A 16,516-nucleotide genomic window follows, 5' to 3' on the forward strand; every position below is an offset into this window, starting at 1 on the left:
GGTGCGAGTCGCCGGCGCCCTCTCACGACCTCGTGTCAGCCCCCAAATCATCCTCCGCGGCCCTGATCATCGGTGCCATTGGTGTCGTCTACGGCGACATCGGCACCAGTGTCCTCTACGCAACCAAGGAAGTCTTCGGTCACGGCCACGTGCCGTTCACCATCGAGAACGTGTACGGCATCCTGTCGATGTTCTTCTGGACGTTGACGATCATCGTGTCGCTCAAGTACGTCGTGCTGGTGTTGCGCGCCGACAACGAGGGCGAGGGTGGCCTGGTGGCGATGCTGGCGCTGGCGTCGACCGCCGTGGCCGACCGGCCGCGGCTGCGCAGCGTGCTGTTGATCGTGGGCATCTTCGGCACCTCGCTCTTCTACGGCGACGGGGTCATCACACCGGCCATCTCCGTGCTCTCGGCGGTCGAGGGGCTGGAGGTGGTGTCGCCGCATTTCACGCACTACGTCATTCCGATCACGCTGGTGGTGCTGTTCTGTCTCTTCGCCGTGCAAAAGCGTGGCACGGCAGGCATCGGCAAGTTCTTCGGGCCGGTCACGCTGGTCTGGTTCCTCGTCCTGGCCGTGCTGGGCGTGTCGCAGATCGTCACGCACCCGGAAATCCTGAAGGCGCTCAACCCGTACTACGCGCTCAAGTTCATCTGGGACAACCCGATGACCAGTTTCATCGTGCTCGGCGCCACTGTGCTGTGCGTGACAGGCGCGGAGGCGCTCTATGCGGACCTCGGCCATTTCGGCAAAGGTCCGATCCGCCTCGCGTGGTTCTCGGTGGTGATGCCTGCCCTCACGCTCAATTACTTCGGCCAGGGCGCCTTGCTGCTGGAAAACCCCGCGGCGGTGAAAAACCCGTTCTTCATGATGGCGCCGGAATGGGCGCTGATTCCGCTGGTGCTGCTGGCTACGCTGGCCACCGTGATCGCTTCGCAGGCACTTATCACCGGTGCTTTCAGCGTGACGCGCCAGGTCATCCAGCTGGGCTACCTGCCGCGGCTGAACATCGAGCACACGAGCGTGCGCGCGACCGGGCAGATCTACATTCCGTTCGTCAACTGGGGCCTGTTCGTCGCCATCGTGCTGGCGGTGGTGATGTTCCGTTCGTCGAGCAACCTGGCGGCGGCCTACGGCATTGCGGTGACCACCGACATGCTGATCACCACCGTGCTCACCTTCTTCGTGATCCGCTACGCCTGGAAGCTGCCGCTGGCCCTGTGCATCGGTGCCACGTCGGCCTTCTTCGTGATCGACTTCGCCTTCTTCGCATCGAACCTGCTCAAGCTGCCCGATGGCGGCTGGTTTCCGTTGCTGATCGGCGGGGGCATCTTCACGCTGATGATCACCTGGAAGGAGGGTCGCCGGCTGATGGGCGAAGTGCAGCGCGCCGATGCGCTCGACCTGCGCAGCTTCCTCGATGCCGTGTTCGTGAATCCGCCTGCGCGCGTGGACGGCACGGCGGTGTTCCTCACGGCCGAGCCTGGCAACGTGCCCAATGCGTTGCTGCACAACCTCAAGCACAACAAGGTGCTGCACGAGCAGAATCTGTTCGTCACCGTGCGCAGCCACGAGGTGCCCTGGATTCCCATGAACAAGCGCATCGAGATGGAACCGCTCGGGCGCCATTGCTGGCAGGTGATCGTGCACTACGGCTTCAAGAACGACGTGGACCTTCCCCGCGCGCTCGAGGGCGCGCGCATGCGCGGCTGTCAGCTGGAGCCGATGACCACCAGTTATTTCCTGTCTCGCGACGTCGTCATCCCGACGCTGGGCAGCGGCATGGCGCCCTGGCGCGAAAAGCTGTTTGCGCAGATGCACCACAACGCGAGCGGTGCGGCGGGCTTCCTGAGCCTGCCGAACAATGCGGTGGTGGAACTGGGTTCCAAGATAGAGATCTGATCCGGCGCAGGCGCCTCCGCCCCCGTGGCGAATCCCATTCAACCCATCGAGGTACATCATGCGTACTGTCTCCATCGCCCAGATTTCAGTCGGCAATGCCGGGCCTTTCGTTCTTTTCGGCGGCATCAACGTGCTCGAGTCGAAGGATCTCGCCCTGCGCAGCGCGGCCGAATACGTCCGCGTCACCCAGAAGCTGGGCATTCCCTACGTCTTCAAGGCCAGCTTCGACAAGGCCAACCGGTCGTCGATCCATTCCTACCGCGGCCCGGGGCTGGAGGAAGGCTTGCGCATCTTCGAGGCGGTCAAGAAGGAATTCGGCGTGCCGCTGATCACCGACGTGCACGAACCCTGGCAGGCGCCGCTGGTGGCCGAGGTGGTCGACGTGCTGCAACTGCCCGCCTTTCTGGCGCGCCAGACCGATCTGGTGGTGGCGCTGGCCAAGACCGGCCGTGTCATCAACATCAAGAAGCCGCAGTTCCTGAGCCCGACGCAGATGCTCAACATCGTGGAGAAATTCCAGGAAGCGGGCAACGAGCAGCTGATCCTGTGCGACCGCGGCACCTGCTTTGGCTACGACAACCTCGTGGTTGACATGCTCGGGTTCGGCGTGATGAAGAAGGTCTGCGACGACCTGCCGATCATCTTCGACGTCACGCATGCGCTGCAGCAGCGCGATGCGATGGGCGCGGCCTCGGGCGGCCGGCGCTCGCAGGTGGCCGATCTGGCACGTGCGGGGTTGGCCGTCGGCCTGGCCGGCCTGTTCCTGGAGGCGCATCCCGATCCAGCCCACGCCAAGTGCGATGGCCCGAGCGCCTTGCCGCTGGACCTGCTCGAACCCTTCCTGTCGCAGCTCAAGGCGCTGGACGATCTGGTCAAGTCGTTCCCGCGCCTGGCCATCGAATAACGCGGCGGCGCGGGCCCGTGTTCAGCCGAACACCCCCGGCTGTTGCGCCGCCAGCGCTTCCATGTGCGCGCAGATCGCGCCCGGCGTGGTGAACCAGATCTCGCCCGCATCCCGCGCGCGCGCCAGGTGTTCCAGCGCGCGCCGCAGATGGCGCAGCCGGTAGGGTTGGCCGACGATGTAGGGATGCAGCGCCACGCCCATCACCAGCGGCTGTGTGCGCGCCTGCTCGCGCATCTCGTCGAAGTTGTCGATCACCAGGGTCGCGAAGTCCTTGGCATCCATCTGGCGCGCGACGATCATGGGGATGTCGTTGAGTTCCTGCGGGTACGGCACCGCCCACAGGCCACGGCCGTCGCGTGTCCTCATGCGCGTGGGTTGGTCGTCGTGGCACCAGTTCAGGGTGTAGCGGTAGCCGGTTTCGGCCAGCAGATCGGGCGTCAGCACGCTTTCGGAAATCCACGGCGACAGCCAGCCCGTGGGCGCCGTGCCGCATTCGGCGGTGATGCGTGCGGCGCAACGCAGCAGCAGTTCGCGCTCCCCGGCCTCGGCGTAGTCGCCCTGGCGCTCGGCGTTGCTGTGGCCATGCCCGATGAGTTCATCGCCGCGCGCAGCAACGGCGCGCATCAGTTCCGGACAGTGGTCGTAGAGGGCGGTGTTGACCAGCGCGCCGGTGGGCAGGCCGAGCGTGTCGAAGAGTTCGAGGCAGCGCCACGCGCCCACACGGTTGCCGTACTCGCGCCAGCCGTGGTTGAGCACGTCCGGTTCGGGCGACGCCGGTCCGATGCGCGCACCCAGGCCATCGCCGAAGGCGAAATGCTCCAGGTTGAAGCCGAGGTAGACCGCCAGCCGCGCGCCGTTCGGCCACAGGTGGTCGGGGCGCCGCGTGATCGGCCGGTAGTCGAACCGGTTGTGGTGGGGGAGCAGATGGGGCCAGCGAGCGTTCATGGGGAGCGACGGCGCAAAGAGGTTGCAGGGACGGTGATGCAGGATGCTGAACCATTTTCGCGCGCCGACTTCCGGGTGTCGCGCCAATCCGGCAAGCTTCGTGCTTGCAGTCTTCACATAACCCGGGTGCATTCCCGCCGCCCGCTCATCCGTCCATGACCCAGACCGCCACCGCCATGCCCCGCCTGCGTCACAGCCGCTTCGAAGACGCCCAGGCGATCTTCACCGGCACCCTGTTCGTGTCGTTGGCGCTCATCCTGTTCAACCAGGTCGGCCTCCTGACCGGCGGCGCTGCCGGCATCGCCTTTTTGCTGCACTACGCCACCGGCTTGAGCTTCGGCAAGCTCTTTTTCGTGGTGAACCTACCGTTCTACTGGTTCGCCTGGGTGCGCATGGGGCGTGAGTTCACCTTCAAGACCTTCATCGCGATCACGCTGCTGTCGGCCATGACGGAGTGGTCGCCTGCGCTCTTTGCGATCGACCGTCTGCATCCGGCCTACGCCGCGGTGCTCGGCGGGCTGTTGCTGGGGGCGGGCTGCCTCTTCCTTGCCCGGCACCGTGGCAGCCTGGGCGGTGCGACCATCGTGTCGCTCTACATGCAGGAAAAGCACGGCTGGCGCGCCGGCAAAGTGCAGATGTGCATCGACTGCAGCATCGTGGCGGTTGCCTTCCTCGTGATCGAGCCGCAGCGCGTGCTGTACTCCGTGTTGGCGGCGGTGGTGATGAGTGTTTTCCTGGCGGTCAACCACAAGCCGGGGCGCTATGTGACGATGTAGGCTCGCGGCTTTGTCTCGCACAGGGCTGGAGCCGCGCATGAGGACCTTCGTCTACCGGGCATTCGCCCTCTTCTTGCTGATCGTCGGCATGCCCGCCGAAGCCCGTTTGCGCGAGGCACAGATGGACGTACCGGTGCAGGTGACCACTGCCGCGGGCCGCCGTGTGGCGCAGCCCATCCGCGTCACGCTGTTCTGGGACGATGCCAACCCGCGGCCAGCACCCGTGCTGGTGCTCAACCACGGCCGTGCGCCCGCGGCGGCCGACCGCGCTGCATTCGGTCGGGCACGCTACCACGTGGCGGCCGGTTTCTTTGCCGAGCGTGGATTCATCGTGGCGGTGCCGACGCGCATCGGCTACGGCGTGAGCGGTGGTGAAGACGTGGAAGACAGCGGAGCCTGTGCCACGCGACGCTATGCGCCCGCCTACGAGGCCGCGCTCGCGCAGACGCTGGCGGTGCTCAACGCGGTGCGCGAGCGGCCCGGTGTGGACGGCACGCGCGCCGTCATCGTCGGCCAGTCCTTCGGCGGCGCGGTGGCGATTGCGGCTGCGGCGCATCCGCCTGCAGGACTGGTCGCCACCATCAACTTCGCCGGCGGTGGTGGCGGCAATCCGATCACCCAGGCGCAGCATCCGTGTTCGCCCCAGGCGATGGGGCAACTGTTCATGGAATACGGCCGCCTTGCGCGCCTGCCCACGCTCTGGCTTTATGCCGAGAACGACCAGTACTTCGGCCCGACCTATCCGCGCGGCTGGTTCCAGACATTCCGCCAGGCCGGCGGCAACGGCGAGTTCGTGCAGTTCCCGCCCCAAGGGGACGATGGCCACAAGCTCTTCACCGCGTTTCCCGAGGTGTGGCAGCCGCAGGTCGGCGCGTTTCTCGACCGCCTGGGCTTCCCGCGCATTTCCGCTGGCCGCTAGCAGGGCGGTCCGTCCGTGGCAGGGCGCATGGGCGGTCGCGGCACAATCGGCGGATGCGTTTTTTCAAAGACCTGAGCCTTTCGGCCGTGACCGCCGGTTTCGTGGCGGTGTTGGTGGGCTTTACCAGCTCGGTGGCCATCGTGTTCCAGGCGGCGCAGTCCTTTGGCGCCACGCCGGCCATGATCAGTTCCTGGATGTGGGCGCTGGGGCTGGGCATGGGCTTGGCATCGGCGCTTCCCTCGCTGTGGCTGCGCAAGCCGGTGATGATCGCGTGGAGCACGCCGGGCGCCGCCGTGCTTGCGGTCGCCGGTGCGGGTTACGGCATGGCCGAGGCGGTCGGTGCCTTCATCGTGTGCGCGCTGCTGATCGTTCTGGCGGGTGCCACTGGCGCGTTCGAGCGTGTGATGAACCGCATCCCCATGGCGATCGCCTCGGCGCTGCTGGCCGGCGTGCTGGCGCGCTTCGGGCTCCAGGCCTTCGTCGCGGCGCAGACGGCGTTGCCGCTGGTGCTGCTGATGCTGGTCACCTACCTCGTAGGCAAACGTCTGCTGCCGCGCTATGCGGTGCCGCTGACGCTGGTCGTGGCCATCGCCTTTGCGGCGTCGCGCGGGCAACTGGCATGGAGCGCGGTGCACTTTTCGCTCGCGGTGCCGGTGTTCACCTGGCCCGTGTTCACCTGGCAGGCGGCGGTGAGCCTGGCACTTCCGCTGTTCGTCGTGACGATGGCCTCTCAGAACCTGCCCGGCGTGGCGGCCATCCGTGCGTCGGGCTACGACCTGCCAGTGTCCAGGCTCATCACCCTGACTGGCCTGGCCACACTGGTGCTCGCGCCCTTTGGCGGCTATGCGCTCAACCTCAGCGCGATCACGGCGGCCATCTGCATGGGCCGCGAGGCCCATGAGGATCCTGCGCGCCGCTATACGGCTGCCGTGAGCTGCGGCGCGATCTACGTGCTCATCGGCCTGTTCGGCGCGGCGGTGACCGGCCTGCTGACCGCGTTTCCGAAGGAACTGGTGGCCGCCATTGCCGGCCTGGCCTTGCTGGGGACCATCGGCGGCGGGCTGGCCGCAGCGGTGCGCGACGAGTCGCACCGCGAGGCGGCGCTCATCACCTTTCTCGTGACCCTGTCGGGCGTCACGCTCGTGGGCATCGGCTCGGCGTTCTGGGGCGTGGTGGCCGGTGCGCTCGCGCTCCTGGTGCAGCAGCTTGGCCGCAAGAAAGCCTCCATGGGCAAGGACATCGCGCCTGCCTGCAAGATCAAGCTTTCATCGAAGCCGGTCCAACCGGCAGGCCATCGGCCTGCTGATGCCGATGCCTCATTCCCGATTGCTGGAAAGACCCCGTCATGAACATCCTCTTCGTCGCCGACCCGCTCGACCAGTTCAAGATCTACAAGGACACGACCTTCTCGATGATGCGCGAGGCGCAGCGCCGCGGCCATCGCATCGCGGCCTGCCTGCCGCAGGACCTGACGTGGAAGTCGGGCGGCATGGTCACGGCCAACGTGCAGCAGATCACGCTGACGGGCGACGCGAAGACCTGGTACCACGTCGACATCGAGGCGTCGAAGGCGCTCAAGGACTTCGACGTCGTGCTGATGCGCAAGGACCCGCCCTTCGACGCCGAGTACATCTACGCCACGCACCTGCTCGAGCAGGCCGAGCGCGAGGGCGCGCGCGTGGTCAACAAGCCACGGGCGCTGCGCGACCACCCGGAAAAGCTCGCGATCATGGAGTTTCCGCAGTTCGTCACGCCGACGCTGGTCACGCGCAGCGCGAGCGCGGTGCGCGACTTCCACGCCGAGCACGGCGACATCATCCTCAAGCCGCTCGACGGCATGGGTGGCATGGGCATCTTCCGCGTCAAGCAGGACGCGATGAACCTCGGCTCCATCATCGAGACGCTCAACAAGGACGGTGCCGAAACCATCATGGTGCAGCGCTTCGTGCCGCAGATCGTCGACGGCGACAAGCGCATTCTGATCATCGGCGGCGAGCCGGCGCCCTTCGTGCTGGCGCGCATCCCGCAGGGCACCGAGGTGCGCGGCAACCTCGCGGCCGGCGGCAAGGGCGTGGCCCAGCCGCTGACGGCGCGCAACCGCGAGATCGCCGAGACCGTCGGCCGGGCGCTCGCGCCGCGCGGCCTGCTGCTGATCGGCCTCGACGTGATCGGCGACAGCGTCACCGAGATCAACGTCACCAGCCCGACCTGCTTCCAGGAGATCACCGAGCAGACCGGCTTCGACGTGCCGGCGATGTTCATCGATGCGCTGGAAGCGGAATTGAAAAAGGGACCGTGAGGTCCCTTCGGGTGCGCGCGCGTCGGCGTTCGTCGATCAGAAATCGATCGAAGCGGTCAGGCTGAAGGTGCGCGGGTTGCCCAGCACCAGGTAACCTGAATTCGGGTAGCCGCCGACGGACGCCCAGTAGTTGCGGTCGGTCGCGTTGTCGATGCGACCGCGGAAGGTGACCAGCTTGCCGGAGATCTCCGTCACGTAGCGCGCCCCGATGTCCAGCCGGCTCCAGCCGGCGACCCTGAGCGTGTTGGTGGCATCGGCATAGCTGCTGCCGGTGGCCGTCACGCGGGCGTCGAGCGACAGGCCACGCACCATCGGGACATCCCATTCGACACCGAAGCTGCCTTGGCGCTTGGGCACGCCGATGACGCGCTTGCCGTCGGTCGTCGAACTGCCGGTGCTCTCCTGCTTGGCGTCCAGGAAGGTCGCGCCGCCGAGCAGGCGCAGGCCCTTCGCCGGTTCGCCGAAGACGTTGAGTTCGAGGCCCTGGTGGCGGTCCTTGCCCGTCGCGCTGTAGTTCCGGGTGACCGTGTCGAAGAAGGCGCGCGGCTTGTCGACGGAGAACACCGCGGCGCTGGCGCCCAGGCGTCCGCCGTCGTACTTCAGGCCGACTTCCTTCTGCTTTGCAACGTACGGAGCGAGGATCTCGCCGCTGTTCGCAACCGGCGTGGTGCCCGAGACAGCGGGCGCAGTGTCGCCGGGGGACAGGCTCTCGACGTAGTTCGCATACGCCGACAGCGCCTTCGTCGCCTTGAAGACGATGCCGGCGGCCGGGCTGGTGCGGCTCTTGTCGTAGGCGCTGCTCAGGTTGCCGGTGCCGTAGTCGTAACCGTTCACCACGAGTTGCTGGTGGCGCGCGCCGAGCGTGACGAGCACGGTGTCGTCCACGAAGCCCAGGGTGTCGCCGATGGCGTAGCTCGACAGGCGCTTCTTCGAGGTGAGGCCCGGCGAGTCCAGCTCGTTGCCGCTGAAGGCGCCCGCGCTGAACGCCGGTACGGTCGTCAGAACCGGGTCGTAAAGGTTGGTCGCCTGGGTGTTGGCGAAGTCGAAGGTGTAGGCGTTCTTGCGCTCGGAGCCGAAGTACGAGTATGAGGCGACCAGGGCGTGCGACACCGGGCCGGTGCGCAGCTTGCCCCGCACGCCGAACTCGCCCGTCTTGACGGTTTCGACGGCCGTGTTGTCGAAACGGTAGGTCGTGCCCGCGCCGGTGGTGGCATTGCTGACGGTGAGGTTGGCCAGCGAGTTCGCTTCGTTGCCACGACGGGCGCCGGCGGCAAACCAGGCGGTCACGTCGTCCGTGATGTCGTACTCGCCGCGTACGGTGCCGAAGGTGTCGCGCTCGTTGGAATAGCTGCCGGGCTGCGCCCAGTTGGTGGACGCGTCCGGCGCCGAGGGCACCGACGTCACCCCGCTCAGCGTGACGTTGGTGCGCGTCTGCTGGAGGCGGTGTTCCTGGTGGCCGATGTCGGCTGACAGGCGGGCGTTGCGGCTGCGCCAGTCGAGGCCGACAGAGGCCACGTCGAGCTTGACGTCTTCGTTGTCGACGCCGGTGCCGCCGTCCCGGTGCGCCGCATTGACGCGCACGCCCAGGCTCTGGTCGGGGCCGAAGCGGCGCGCCAGGTCGACCGCGGTGTAGAGCTGCGAGCCGCTGGCCGTGCCCACGGTGACCTGCGACAGCGGCTCGTTGCCTGCGCGCTTGGGCAGCAGGTTGACCGTTCCGCCGATGCCGTCGCCGCCCGGCGTTGCGCCGGTCAGGAAGGCGCTCGCGCCGTGCAGCACTTCGACGCGCTCGAACAGCTCCGATGAGATGTATTGCCGTGGCAGCAGGCTGTACAGGCCGTTGTAGGCAATGCTGTCGGAGCCCAGGATGAAGCCGCGGATGAAATACGACTCCTGGAAATTCCCGAAGCCGCGCGCCACGCGCACCGACGGATCGTTCTGCAACACGTCGCCGACGCTGCGCGCCTGCTGGTTCTGGATGAGCTCGTTGGTGAAGCTTGTCACGCTGAAGGGGGAGCTCATCGGGTCCTGGTTGCCCAGGATGCCCACCCGCCCGCCCCGCGCCACCTGCCCACCCGCGTAAGGCTTGGTCAACCCCTCTGCCGACGCATCGGCGCTGGCTTCCACTGTCACGGTGGACAGGGTGCCGGCCGTGCCTGCGGGGGAGGTTTGCGCAGAAGCCGACAGCGCGTGCAGCGCAAGCGCCGCGGCCAGGGTAACGGGCCGCAGCGGAAAGCGGGTGGAGGACATGAACGGTTCCCTCTTATTCAGTTTTCAAATGAGAACCATTATTATTATCTTTGTTAATTTCTGGCGCGCGCTTGCCCCTTCAAAAGAGCGGATGCGCGTTGTTTCCGCGCGACCGCTGGCGAGTCTCAGCCGGCCCGGCGGCCGTCCTGGAAGACAACGAGTTCGCCCGCCGCGAACGACGTCCATTGCTCGTTGGTGGTCAGCGGCGCGGTCACGATCACGGCGACGCGGTCGTCGAGCGTGGTGTGCTGCGAGAAGTCCATCTGCACGTCCTCGTCGGCCAGCTTCGCCAGCGCGAACGGATGCTGGCGCTCGATGTACCAGAGGTTCGTCGACGCATGCGCCCAGAGCGCCTGGCCGTTCGACAGCATGAAGTTGAAGGTGCCGTGCTTCGCGAGCTGCGGCGCCAGTTCGCGCAGCGTCAGCGTGAGTTCGGCGACGCTGGGCACGTCGGCATGCGACTTGGCCAGTTCCTGCATGACCCAGCAGAAGGCGTGCTCGCTGTCGGTGCTGCCCACCGGATGGAAGTTGCCGTGCAGCCGCGGCCGGAAATCCTTCAGGTCGCCGTTGTGCGCGAACACCCAGTAGCGGCCCCACAGCTCGCGCACGAAGGGGTGGCAGTTCTGCAGGTTGACGGCGCCCTGGGTGGCCTTGCGGATGTGCGAGATGACGTTGCGGCTCTTGATCGGGTAGCGGCGGATCAGCTCGGCCACCGGCGACTCGCAGGCCGGCAGATGGTCGACGAAGTGGCGCAGGCCGCGGTCCTCGAAGAAGGCGATGCCCCAGCCGTCGGCATGGTGATCGGTGCGACCGCCGCGCTGCGCGAAGCCCGTGAAGCTGAAGGTCACATCCGTCGGCGTGTTGCAGTTCATTCCAAGCAGCTGGCACATGCGCCTATTAGACCGCAAAGACCGCAAGCGGCACGACGTGCGCACCTGGTGCCGCGACGACGGTCGTCAGGCAGGCGGATCGTGCGGCGCGGTCGGCTCGCGCAGTTGCCACGCTGCGAAGATGGCCAGCGCGCACAGTGCCGCCAGCATCAGGAACACCTCGTCGAAGGCCGCGATGCGTGCTGCGCTCGATGCCGTGTTGGCCAGCGAATCGCCATGCGCAGCCAGCCGCCATTCAAGCATGATGGCGCACAGGCTCACGCCCGCCGCCCCTCCGAGCATCCGCAGGAAGCTGATGGCGCTCGCGCCCTGTGGGATCAGCGGCTTGGCCAGCGGGCGCATGGCGCCCAGGTTGAGCGAAGGCAGGATGAAGCCCAGGCCGACGCGTCCGATGATCGCGAAGGCGACCAGCAGCCACAGCGTGCTGCCCAGGTCGAGCATGACCATCAGCGCGAACGAAATCGCCAGCAACGCCAGCCCGATGCTCACCAGCCATCGGGTCGGATGGCGGTCCGCCAGCCGGCCCACGCCAGCGATGGTGAAAGCCAGCACGATGCCCGCGGGCAGCATGATCGTGCCCACGTGCGACGGTGACAGGCTCAGCGCCACCTGCATGTAGACCGGCAGCAGATAGGTCGAGCCGAACAAAGCGGTACCGTAGATGAAGGCCACCGCGCTGCCCATGGTGAACTGCCGGTAGTTGAAGAGCCCCATGTTCATGAGCGGCGCGTCACCCTGGACCACGCGCCGTTTCTGCCACCAAACGAACAGGGCCAGCGACGTGGCGGCACCGGCGAGCAGCACCAGGGCCTGCAAGGGGGCATCGCCCCGCAACTCGACCAGCCCGTTGAGCAGGCACAGCGTGCCGACGGTGCCGATGATCAGTCCGCGCCAGTCGAGCCCCTGGCCGCGTTCGGCGGCCGCGCCGCCAGGGGCGGTCACCGGCACGAACTTGTAGGCCAGCCAGATCGACGCCAGGCAGAACGGCACCACCATGAAGAAGATGGAGCGCCAGCCGAACAGGTCGACCAGCACGCCGCCAATGCTTGGCCCGATGGCAGGCGCCAGCACCACGCCCATGCCGAAGATGCCGCTGGCACGGCCCTGCTCGTGCGGCTCGAACGCGCGCAGGATGATGATGGCCGGGATCGGCTGCACCACGCCCGCGGCAAGGCCTTCGGCCACCCGTGCGATCAGCACCAGCGAGAAGTCGTTGGCCAGCCCGCCGGCAATACCGCCTGCCAGCAGCAGCACCATCGTGCCGACGTACGTGCGCCGGTAGCCATGGCGTGCGAGCAGCCAGGGCGTGGTCAGCATGGACACGGTCATGGCGACCATGAAGCCCGAGCTCACCCACTGCGCGCGGTCCTGGCCCAACGAGAAATGGTGGCTCATGCCGGGAATGGCCACGTTCACGATCGTCGAGGACATGATCGACGCCATGGTGCCCACCATCACCGACAGGAGCAGCAGCCATCGGTAACGCTCGCCATAGCGCTCGCGCAGGGAGACGGTCGGAGAGGACGGATTCATGGCGCTCGCGGGATGGGGCAAAAGACGGTGAAGGGCCCGGCCATCGACGGCCAGCCACGAAGGCCCTCGAGGATATCGGTCTTCAGCCAGCCGCGCATCGCGCACAGATGCATGCCACGCCCACGGACTGGGGCGGCAGGCGGGACAGCAGCGCGTCGTCGAAGGGCACCGACAGGCACCAGCAGGGTTCCTGCGGCACGCCGGTGATGTGCTCGGCCTCCGCGGCACACACGTTGGCCTGCCCGCACAGCGGGCAGCGTGTGGTGTCGGATGGCAGGCTGCTTTCAGGCATGGCTGCATTCTCGTGCAGCCATGCCCGGAAGGCATCAGCCCGGCAGCAGCACCTTGTTGACGACGTGGATCACGCCGTTCGACTGGTACACGTTGGCGATCGTCACCATGGCCGTGCCGCCCTTGGCGTCGGTCACGTACACCTTGCCGCCGCTCATGGTTGCGATCAGCGTATCGCCGCTGGCCGTCTTGAGCGAGGCACGCCCCCCACCGGCGGCGATGAGGTTGGTCAGCGCCGCGGCATCGAGCCTGCCTGGCACCACGTGGTAGGTGAGCACCTTGGTCAGCGTGGGCTTGTTCTCGGGCTTGAGCAAGGTGTCGACGGTGCCGGCAGGCAGCATCGCGAACGCGTCGTTGGTCGGTGCGAACACGGTGAACGGGCCCGGGCTCTTGAGCGTGTCGACCAGGCCTGCTGCCTTGACCGCAGCCACCAGCGTGGTGTGGTCCTTGGAATTGACGGCGTTGTCGACGATGTCCTTCGTCGGGTACATCGCGGCGCCGCCGACCATCGGATTGGAAGACATGTCCGACATGCCGCCAGCTGGCATGGCGCTGCTGCCACTGCCGCTCATGCCGCCTGCACATGCGCTGAGCAGAACCGAAACGCCGACTGCAATCATGAGTTTCTTCATGGATGACTCCTGGAATGGTTGTGTGTGTGAAACACGTCTCTGTGGAACCGCCAACAGTGCGGGAGCGCCTGAGCGCCTGCATGGGATACGCGGCGCGGTTCCTGTCGGATTCAGGTGCATGGCCTGGGCTGCGTTCTTTCAGGCGGCGCCATCAACGAAAAACCGGGACATACCGCAAGGTACGTCCCGGTCTTTTGGGGGGCGCTGGATCAGTTGCGATCAGCGCGTGCCGGTCGCATCGGCGTCCGTTCACGGGGCGGCGGCGGCGGCATGTCAGCGCGTGGGGGAGGTGGCATGCCGGCCGCAGGTGGTGGCGGCGGCGTCTGCATGCCGGGCTGTGCAGTCGGCGTACCGGTGGTGCCCATGGGCCCGCCTGTCGGAGTCGGGCTTTGCTGGCCGGCACCGGTGGCGGGGTTGGGGACCGCGGTGGTGGGTGGGTTGCCCTGCGCAAAGGCTGCGCTGGCGGTTCCAAGCGCCAGGATGGCGAGGAGGCGTGTGCTGTTCTTCATGGGGGCATTCCTTCGGAAGTAGGTTGTCTTCTTGTCGGGCGGCTGGTGTGCCGACCAGTTCCGAAGGTAGAGGGCGCCCGCCCATGCCGAGTCGGCCGTGAACGTCGCACCGTGTAGGCGCCACGCACCATGCCAGGCAAGCCATGGGACGCACGGATGCAGGACGGCACGCCGGCCTCTGCGCCAAGCACGCGCGGCTACCGGACCGGGCGAGGCCTCAGGCCTGGCTCTTGACCTTCAGCCTCCATGCATGCAACAGCGGCTCCGTGTAGCCGCTCGGCTGCTCCAGGCCCTTGAACACCAAGTCCTGCGCGGCCATGTAGGCGGCCGAGGTCTTGAAGTGGCCTGCCATCGGCTGGTAGAGCGCATCGCCTTCGTTCTGCTTGTCGACGACGGCCGCCATGCGCTCGAAAGTGGCGTTGACCTGCTCTTTCGTGACCACGCCGTGCAGCAGCCAGTTGGCGATGTGCTGGCTCGAGATGCGCAGCGTGGCGCGGTCTTCCATCAGGCCGACATTGTGGATGTCGGGCACCTTGGAGCAGCCGACGCCTTGGTCGATCCAGCGCACCACGTAGCCGAGGATGCCCTGCACGTTGTTGTCGAGTTCCTGCTGCTTGTCGGCATCGCTCCATTCCGGCGTGGGCGCCACGGGCACCTGCAGCAGGTCGTTCAGGATGTTGTCGCGCTCGGCGTTGGCGTCGATCTTCTCCAGTTCCTTCTGCACTTCGGCCACGTTGACCTGGTGGTAGTGCAGGGCATGCAGCGTGGCTGCAGTGGGCGAGGGCACCCAGGCGGTGTTGGCTCCGGCCTTGGGGTGGGCGATCTTCTGCTTGAGCATGTCGGCCATCAGGTCAGGCATGGCCCACATGCCCTTGCCGATCTGCGCCTTGCCGCGCAGGCCGCACGCGAGGCCGACCAGCACGTTGTTCTTCTCGTACGCGGCGATCCACTTGGTGCCCTTGATGTCGCCCTTGCGCAGCATGGCGCCGGCATGCATGGCAGTGTGCATCTCGTCGCCGGTGCGGTCGAGAAAGCCGGTGTTGATGAACGCCACGCGGCTGGCGGCGGCGGCGATGCAGGCCTTCAGGTTCACGCTGGTGCGGCGCTCCTCGTCCATGATGCCGAGCTTGACCGTGTCCGCAGGCAGGCCGAGCATCTGCTCGACGCGGCCGAACAGTTCGCTCGCAAAGGCGACCTCGGCGGGGCCGTGCATCTTGGGCTTGACGATGTAGATGCTGCCGGTGCGCGAGTTGCCCTTGCGCTTCAGGTCGATGGTGGCAATGGCTGTGGTCACCACCGCGTCGAGGATGCCTTCGGGAATCTCCAGGCCGTTGCTGTACAGGATGGCCGGATTGGTCATCAGGTGGCCCACGTTGCGCAGGAACATGAGCGAGCGGCCGTGCAGCTTGAGCGGCTGGCCGTTGGCACTGGTGTATTCGCGGTCGGGGTTCAGGCCGCGCGTGAAGGTCTTGCCGCCCTTGGCGACTTCCTCGGTCAGCGTGCCCTGCTGGATGCCCAGCCAGTTGCTGTACGCCAGCACCTTGTCGGCCGCATCGACCACGGCCACCGAGTCTTCCAGGTCGAGGATGGTGGAGAGCGCCGCCTCCATCACCACGTCGCTGACGCCGGCCGGATCGGTCTTGCCGATGACGGTGCTGCGGTCGATCTGGATGTCGATGTGGATGCCGTTGTGGCGCAGCAGCACCGACGACGGCGCCGCTGCATCGCCCTGGTAGCCCACGAACTGGGTCGGGTCGGCGAGCGCCGTGCTGCCGCTCTGCAGCGCAACGACCAGCTGGCCGTCCTTCACGCTGTAGGCGGTGGCCACCTTGTGCGAGCCGTTGGCCAGCGGTGCAGCCTGGTCGAGCACGTCGCGCGCGAACTCGATGACCTTGGCACCGCGGATCGGGTTATAGCCCTTGCCCCCGGGGCCCAGTTTCTCGGCGCCGTCGGTCTCGGCGATCGCGTCGGTGCCGTAGAGCGCGTCGTACAGCGAACCCCAGCGCGCGTTGGCCGCGTTCAGCGCATAGCGCGCGTTCAGGATCGGCACCACCAGCTGTGGGCCGGCCTGCAGGGCCAGCTCGGCGTCGACGTTGGCCGTGGTGGTGGTCACATCGGCCGGTTGAGGCAGCAGGTAGCCGATTTTCTCGAGGAAGGCGCGGTAGGCCGGCATCTGCGCGATAGGGCCGGGGTTGGCCTTGTGCCAAGCGTCCATCTCGGTCTGGATGCGGTCACGCTCGGCCAGCAGGGCGATGTTCTTGGGCGACAGGTCGGCCACGATCGCGTCGAATCCCTTCCAGAAGGTGGCGCTGTCGATGCCGGTGGCAGGCAGGACCTGGCCCTCGATGAAGGCGTGGAGTTCGTTGGCGACCTGGAGGCCGTGGACGGTGGTGCGTTCGGTCATGGATGAACCTCTGGAAATGGGGGAAGAGTGGGTGCGGGTGCACGCCGTGCCCCTACTTTAGGGGATGACGGGCTGTGCATTCACAGGCGATCGCGGGTTTGATTGATGACATAAATGATGGTAATTCGAGCGAAGGGTGATTTTTTAGCTTTACTCGATGCGTGGTTTCCGAGGGTTTCCAAAAGCCCGGCGATCGGCGCCCTGCGACACGCGGCATATAGTTCAGAGCCAACCCATTCAGAGCCAACCCCTTGTCCCGGCCGCCA

14 protein-coding genes are annotated in these 16,516 nt (G+C 66.7%); 6 read left to right on the forward strand and 8 right to left on the reverse strand.

Translation table 11 applies throughout. The annotated features are described in order from the left end of the window. Nucleotides 1-32 precede the first annotated feature (32 nt). Complete coding sequence (locus J2W36_RS13185; RefSeq protein WP_307690187.1) at nt 33-1,901, forward strand: potassium transporter Kup; 1,869 nt, start codon at nt 33-35, stop codon at nt 1,899-1,901. 58 nt (nt 1,902-1,959) lie between these two features. Continuing rightward, nucleotides 1,960-2,805, forward strand: coding sequence for a 3-deoxy-8-phosphooctulonate synthase (kdsA, locus tag J2W36_RS13190; RefSeq protein WP_307690188.1), 846 nt, complete (start codon nt 1,960-1,962; stop codon nt 2,803-2,805). A gap of 21 nt (nt 2,806-2,826) precedes the next feature. On the opposite strand, the gene J2W36_RS13195 is transcribed toward kdsA, so the two are convergent. Further along, nucleotides 2,827-3,750: a polysaccharide deacetylase family protein gene (locus tag J2W36_RS13195; RefSeq protein WP_307690189.1), complete on the reverse strand. Its 924-nt coding sequence runs from the start codon at nt 3,748-3,750 to the stop codon at nt 2,827-2,829. Between the two features lie 155 nt (nt 3,751-3,905). Here J2W36_RS13195 and J2W36_RS13200 point away from each other — a divergent pair, with 155 nt between their 5' ends. From J2W36_RS13200 to gshB, 4 genes are read left to right on the forward strand one after another with little or no spacing between them, the layout of a single operon-like run. Continuing rightward, entirely contained in the window at nt 3,906-4,526 is a 621-nt protein-coding gene (locus J2W36_RS13200) for a YitT family protein (protein ID WP_307690190.1), read from the forward strand. Nucleotides 4,527-4,563: 37 nt separating this feature from the next. Then, nucleotides 4,564-5,445 carry a dienelactone hydrolase family protein gene (locus tag J2W36_RS13205; protein WP_307690191.1) on the forward strand — a complete coding sequence of 294 codons (882 nt, stop codon included), beginning with the start codon at nt 4,564-4,566 and terminating at the stop codon, nt 5,443-5,445. A gap of 53 nt (nt 5,446-5,498) precedes the next feature. Beyond that, the gene (locus tag J2W36_RS13210; protein WP_307690192.1) at nt 5,499-6,794 is read left to right on the forward strand and encodes a benzoate/H(+) symporter BenE family transporter; all 1,296 of its coding nucleotides are present in this window, start codon (nt 5,499-5,501) and stop codon (nt 6,792-6,794) included. After that, nucleotides 6,791-7,744, forward strand: coding sequence for a glutathione synthase (gene gshB / locus J2W36_RS13215; protein ID WP_307690193.1), 954 nt, complete (start codon nt 6,791-6,793; stop codon nt 7,742-7,744). Before J2W36_RS13210 ends, gshB begins: the two co-directional genes overlap by 4 nt. A 36-nt stretch (nt 7,745-7,780) precedes the next feature. Here gshB and J2W36_RS13220 read toward each other — a convergent pair whose 3' ends face one another. The 7 genes from J2W36_RS13220 to J2W36_RS13250 all read right to left on the reverse strand — a co-directional run bounded on the left by J2W36_RS13220 (nt 7,781) and on the right by J2W36_RS13250 (nt 16,250). Beyond that, nucleotides 7,781-9,991 (reverse strand): TonB-dependent receptor, encoded by a 2,211-nt coding sequence (locus J2W36_RS13220; protein WP_307690194.1) that lies wholly within the window; start codon nt 9,989-9,991, stop codon nt 7,781-7,783. A gap of 125 nt (nt 9,992-10,116) precedes the next feature. Continuing rightward, nucleotides 10,117-10,881, reverse strand: coding sequence for a class II glutamine amidotransferase (locus J2W36_RS13225; RefSeq protein WP_307690195.1), 765 nt, complete (start codon nt 10,879-10,881; stop codon nt 10,117-10,119). A 66-nt stretch (nt 10,882-10,947) separates the two neighbouring features. Then, nucleotides 10,948-12,414: a DHA2 family efflux MFS transporter permease subunit gene (locus J2W36_RS13230; RefSeq protein ID WP_307690196.1), complete on the reverse strand. Its 1,467-nt coding sequence runs from the start codon at nt 12,412-12,414 to the stop codon at nt 10,948-10,950. An 82-nt stretch (nt 12,415-12,496) separates the two neighbouring features. Next, nucleotides 12,497-12,706, reverse strand: a complete 210-nt coding sequence (locus J2W36_RS13235) for a cysteine-rich CWC family protein (RefSeq protein WP_307690197.1) — start codon at nt 12,704-12,706, stop codon at nt 12,497-12,499. A 34-nt stretch (nt 12,707-12,740) separates the two neighbouring features. Beyond that, nucleotides 12,741-13,337, reverse strand: coding sequence for a fasciclin domain-containing protein (locus J2W36_RS13240; RefSeq protein WP_307690198.1), 597 nt, complete (start codon nt 13,335-13,337; stop codon nt 12,741-12,743). A gap of 209 nt (nt 13,338-13,546) precedes the next feature. Then, a complete protein-coding gene (locus J2W36_RS13245) occupies nt 13,547-13,846 on the reverse strand; it encodes a proteophosphoglycan ppg4 (protein WP_307690199.1) in 300 nt (99 codons plus the stop codon). Between the two features lie 217 nt (nt 13,847-14,063). Beyond that, nucleotides 14,064-16,250 carry a malate synthase G gene (locus J2W36_RS13250; protein ID WP_307690200.1) on the reverse strand — a complete coding sequence of 729 codons (2,187 nt, stop codon included), beginning with the start codon at nt 16,248-16,250 and terminating at the stop codon, nt 14,064-14,066. Between the last annotated feature and the right edge of the window lie 266 nt (nt 16,251-16,516).

This window comes from Variovorax ginsengisoli, from assembly GCF_030811835.1.
GTDB lineage: Bacteria > Pseudomonadota > Gammaproteobacteria > Burkholderiales > Burkholderiaceae_C > Variovorax > Variovorax ginsengisoli_C.

What these genes read in the sequence shown, in the direction of transcription:
- J2W36_RS13250 (WP_307690200.1), bottom strand. Translation starts at nt 16,250, where the DNA reads ATGACCGAACGCACCACCGTCCACGGCCTCCAGGTCGCCAACGAACTC.
- gshB (WP_307690193.1), top strand. Translation starts at nt 6,791, where the DNA reads ATGAACATCCTCTTCGTCGCCGACCCGCTCGACCAGTTCAAGATCTAC.
- J2W36_RS13200 (WP_307690190.1), top strand. Translation starts at nt 3,906, where the DNA reads ATGACCCAGACCGCCACCGCCATGCCCCGCCTGCGTCACAGCCGCTTC.
- J2W36_RS13225 (WP_307690195.1), bottom strand. Translation starts at nt 10,881, where the DNA reads ATGTGCCAGCTGCTTGGAATGAACTGCAACACGCCGACGGATGTGACC.
- J2W36_RS13240 (WP_307690198.1), bottom strand. Translation starts at nt 13,337, where the DNA reads ATGAAGAAACTCATGATTGCAGTCGGCGTTTCGGTTCTGCTCAGCGCA.
- J2W36_RS13230 (WP_307690196.1), bottom strand. Translation starts at nt 12,414, where the DNA reads ATGAATCCGTCCTCTCCGACCGTCTCCCTGCGCGAGCGCTATGGCGAG.
- J2W36_RS13210 (WP_307690192.1), top strand. Translation starts at nt 5,499, where the DNA reads ATGCGTTTTTTCAAAGACCTGAGCCTTTCGGCCGTGACCGCCGGTTTC.
- kdsA (WP_307690188.1), top strand. Translation starts at nt 1,960, where the DNA reads ATGCGTACTGTCTCCATCGCCCAGATTTCAGTCGGCAATGCCGGGCCT.
- J2W36_RS13195 (WP_307690189.1), bottom strand. Translation starts at nt 3,750, where the DNA reads ATGAACGCTCGCTGGCCCCATCTGCTCCCCCACCACAACCGGTTCGAC.
- J2W36_RS13235 (WP_307690197.1), bottom strand. Translation starts at nt 12,706, where the DNA reads ATGCCTGAAAGCAGCCTGCCATCCGACACCACACGCTGCCCGCTGTGC.
- J2W36_RS13205 (WP_307690191.1), top strand. Translation starts at nt 4,564, where the DNA reads ATGAGGACCTTCGTCTACCGGGCATTCGCCCTCTTCTTGCTGATCGTC.
- J2W36_RS13245 (WP_307690199.1), bottom strand. Translation starts at nt 13,846, where the DNA reads ATGAAGAACAGCACACGCCTCCTCGCCATCCTGGCGCTTGGAACCGCC.
- J2W36_RS13220 (WP_307690194.1), bottom strand. Translation starts at nt 9,991, where the DNA reads ATGTCCTCCACCCGCTTTCCGCTGCGGCCCGTTACCCTGGCCGCGGCG.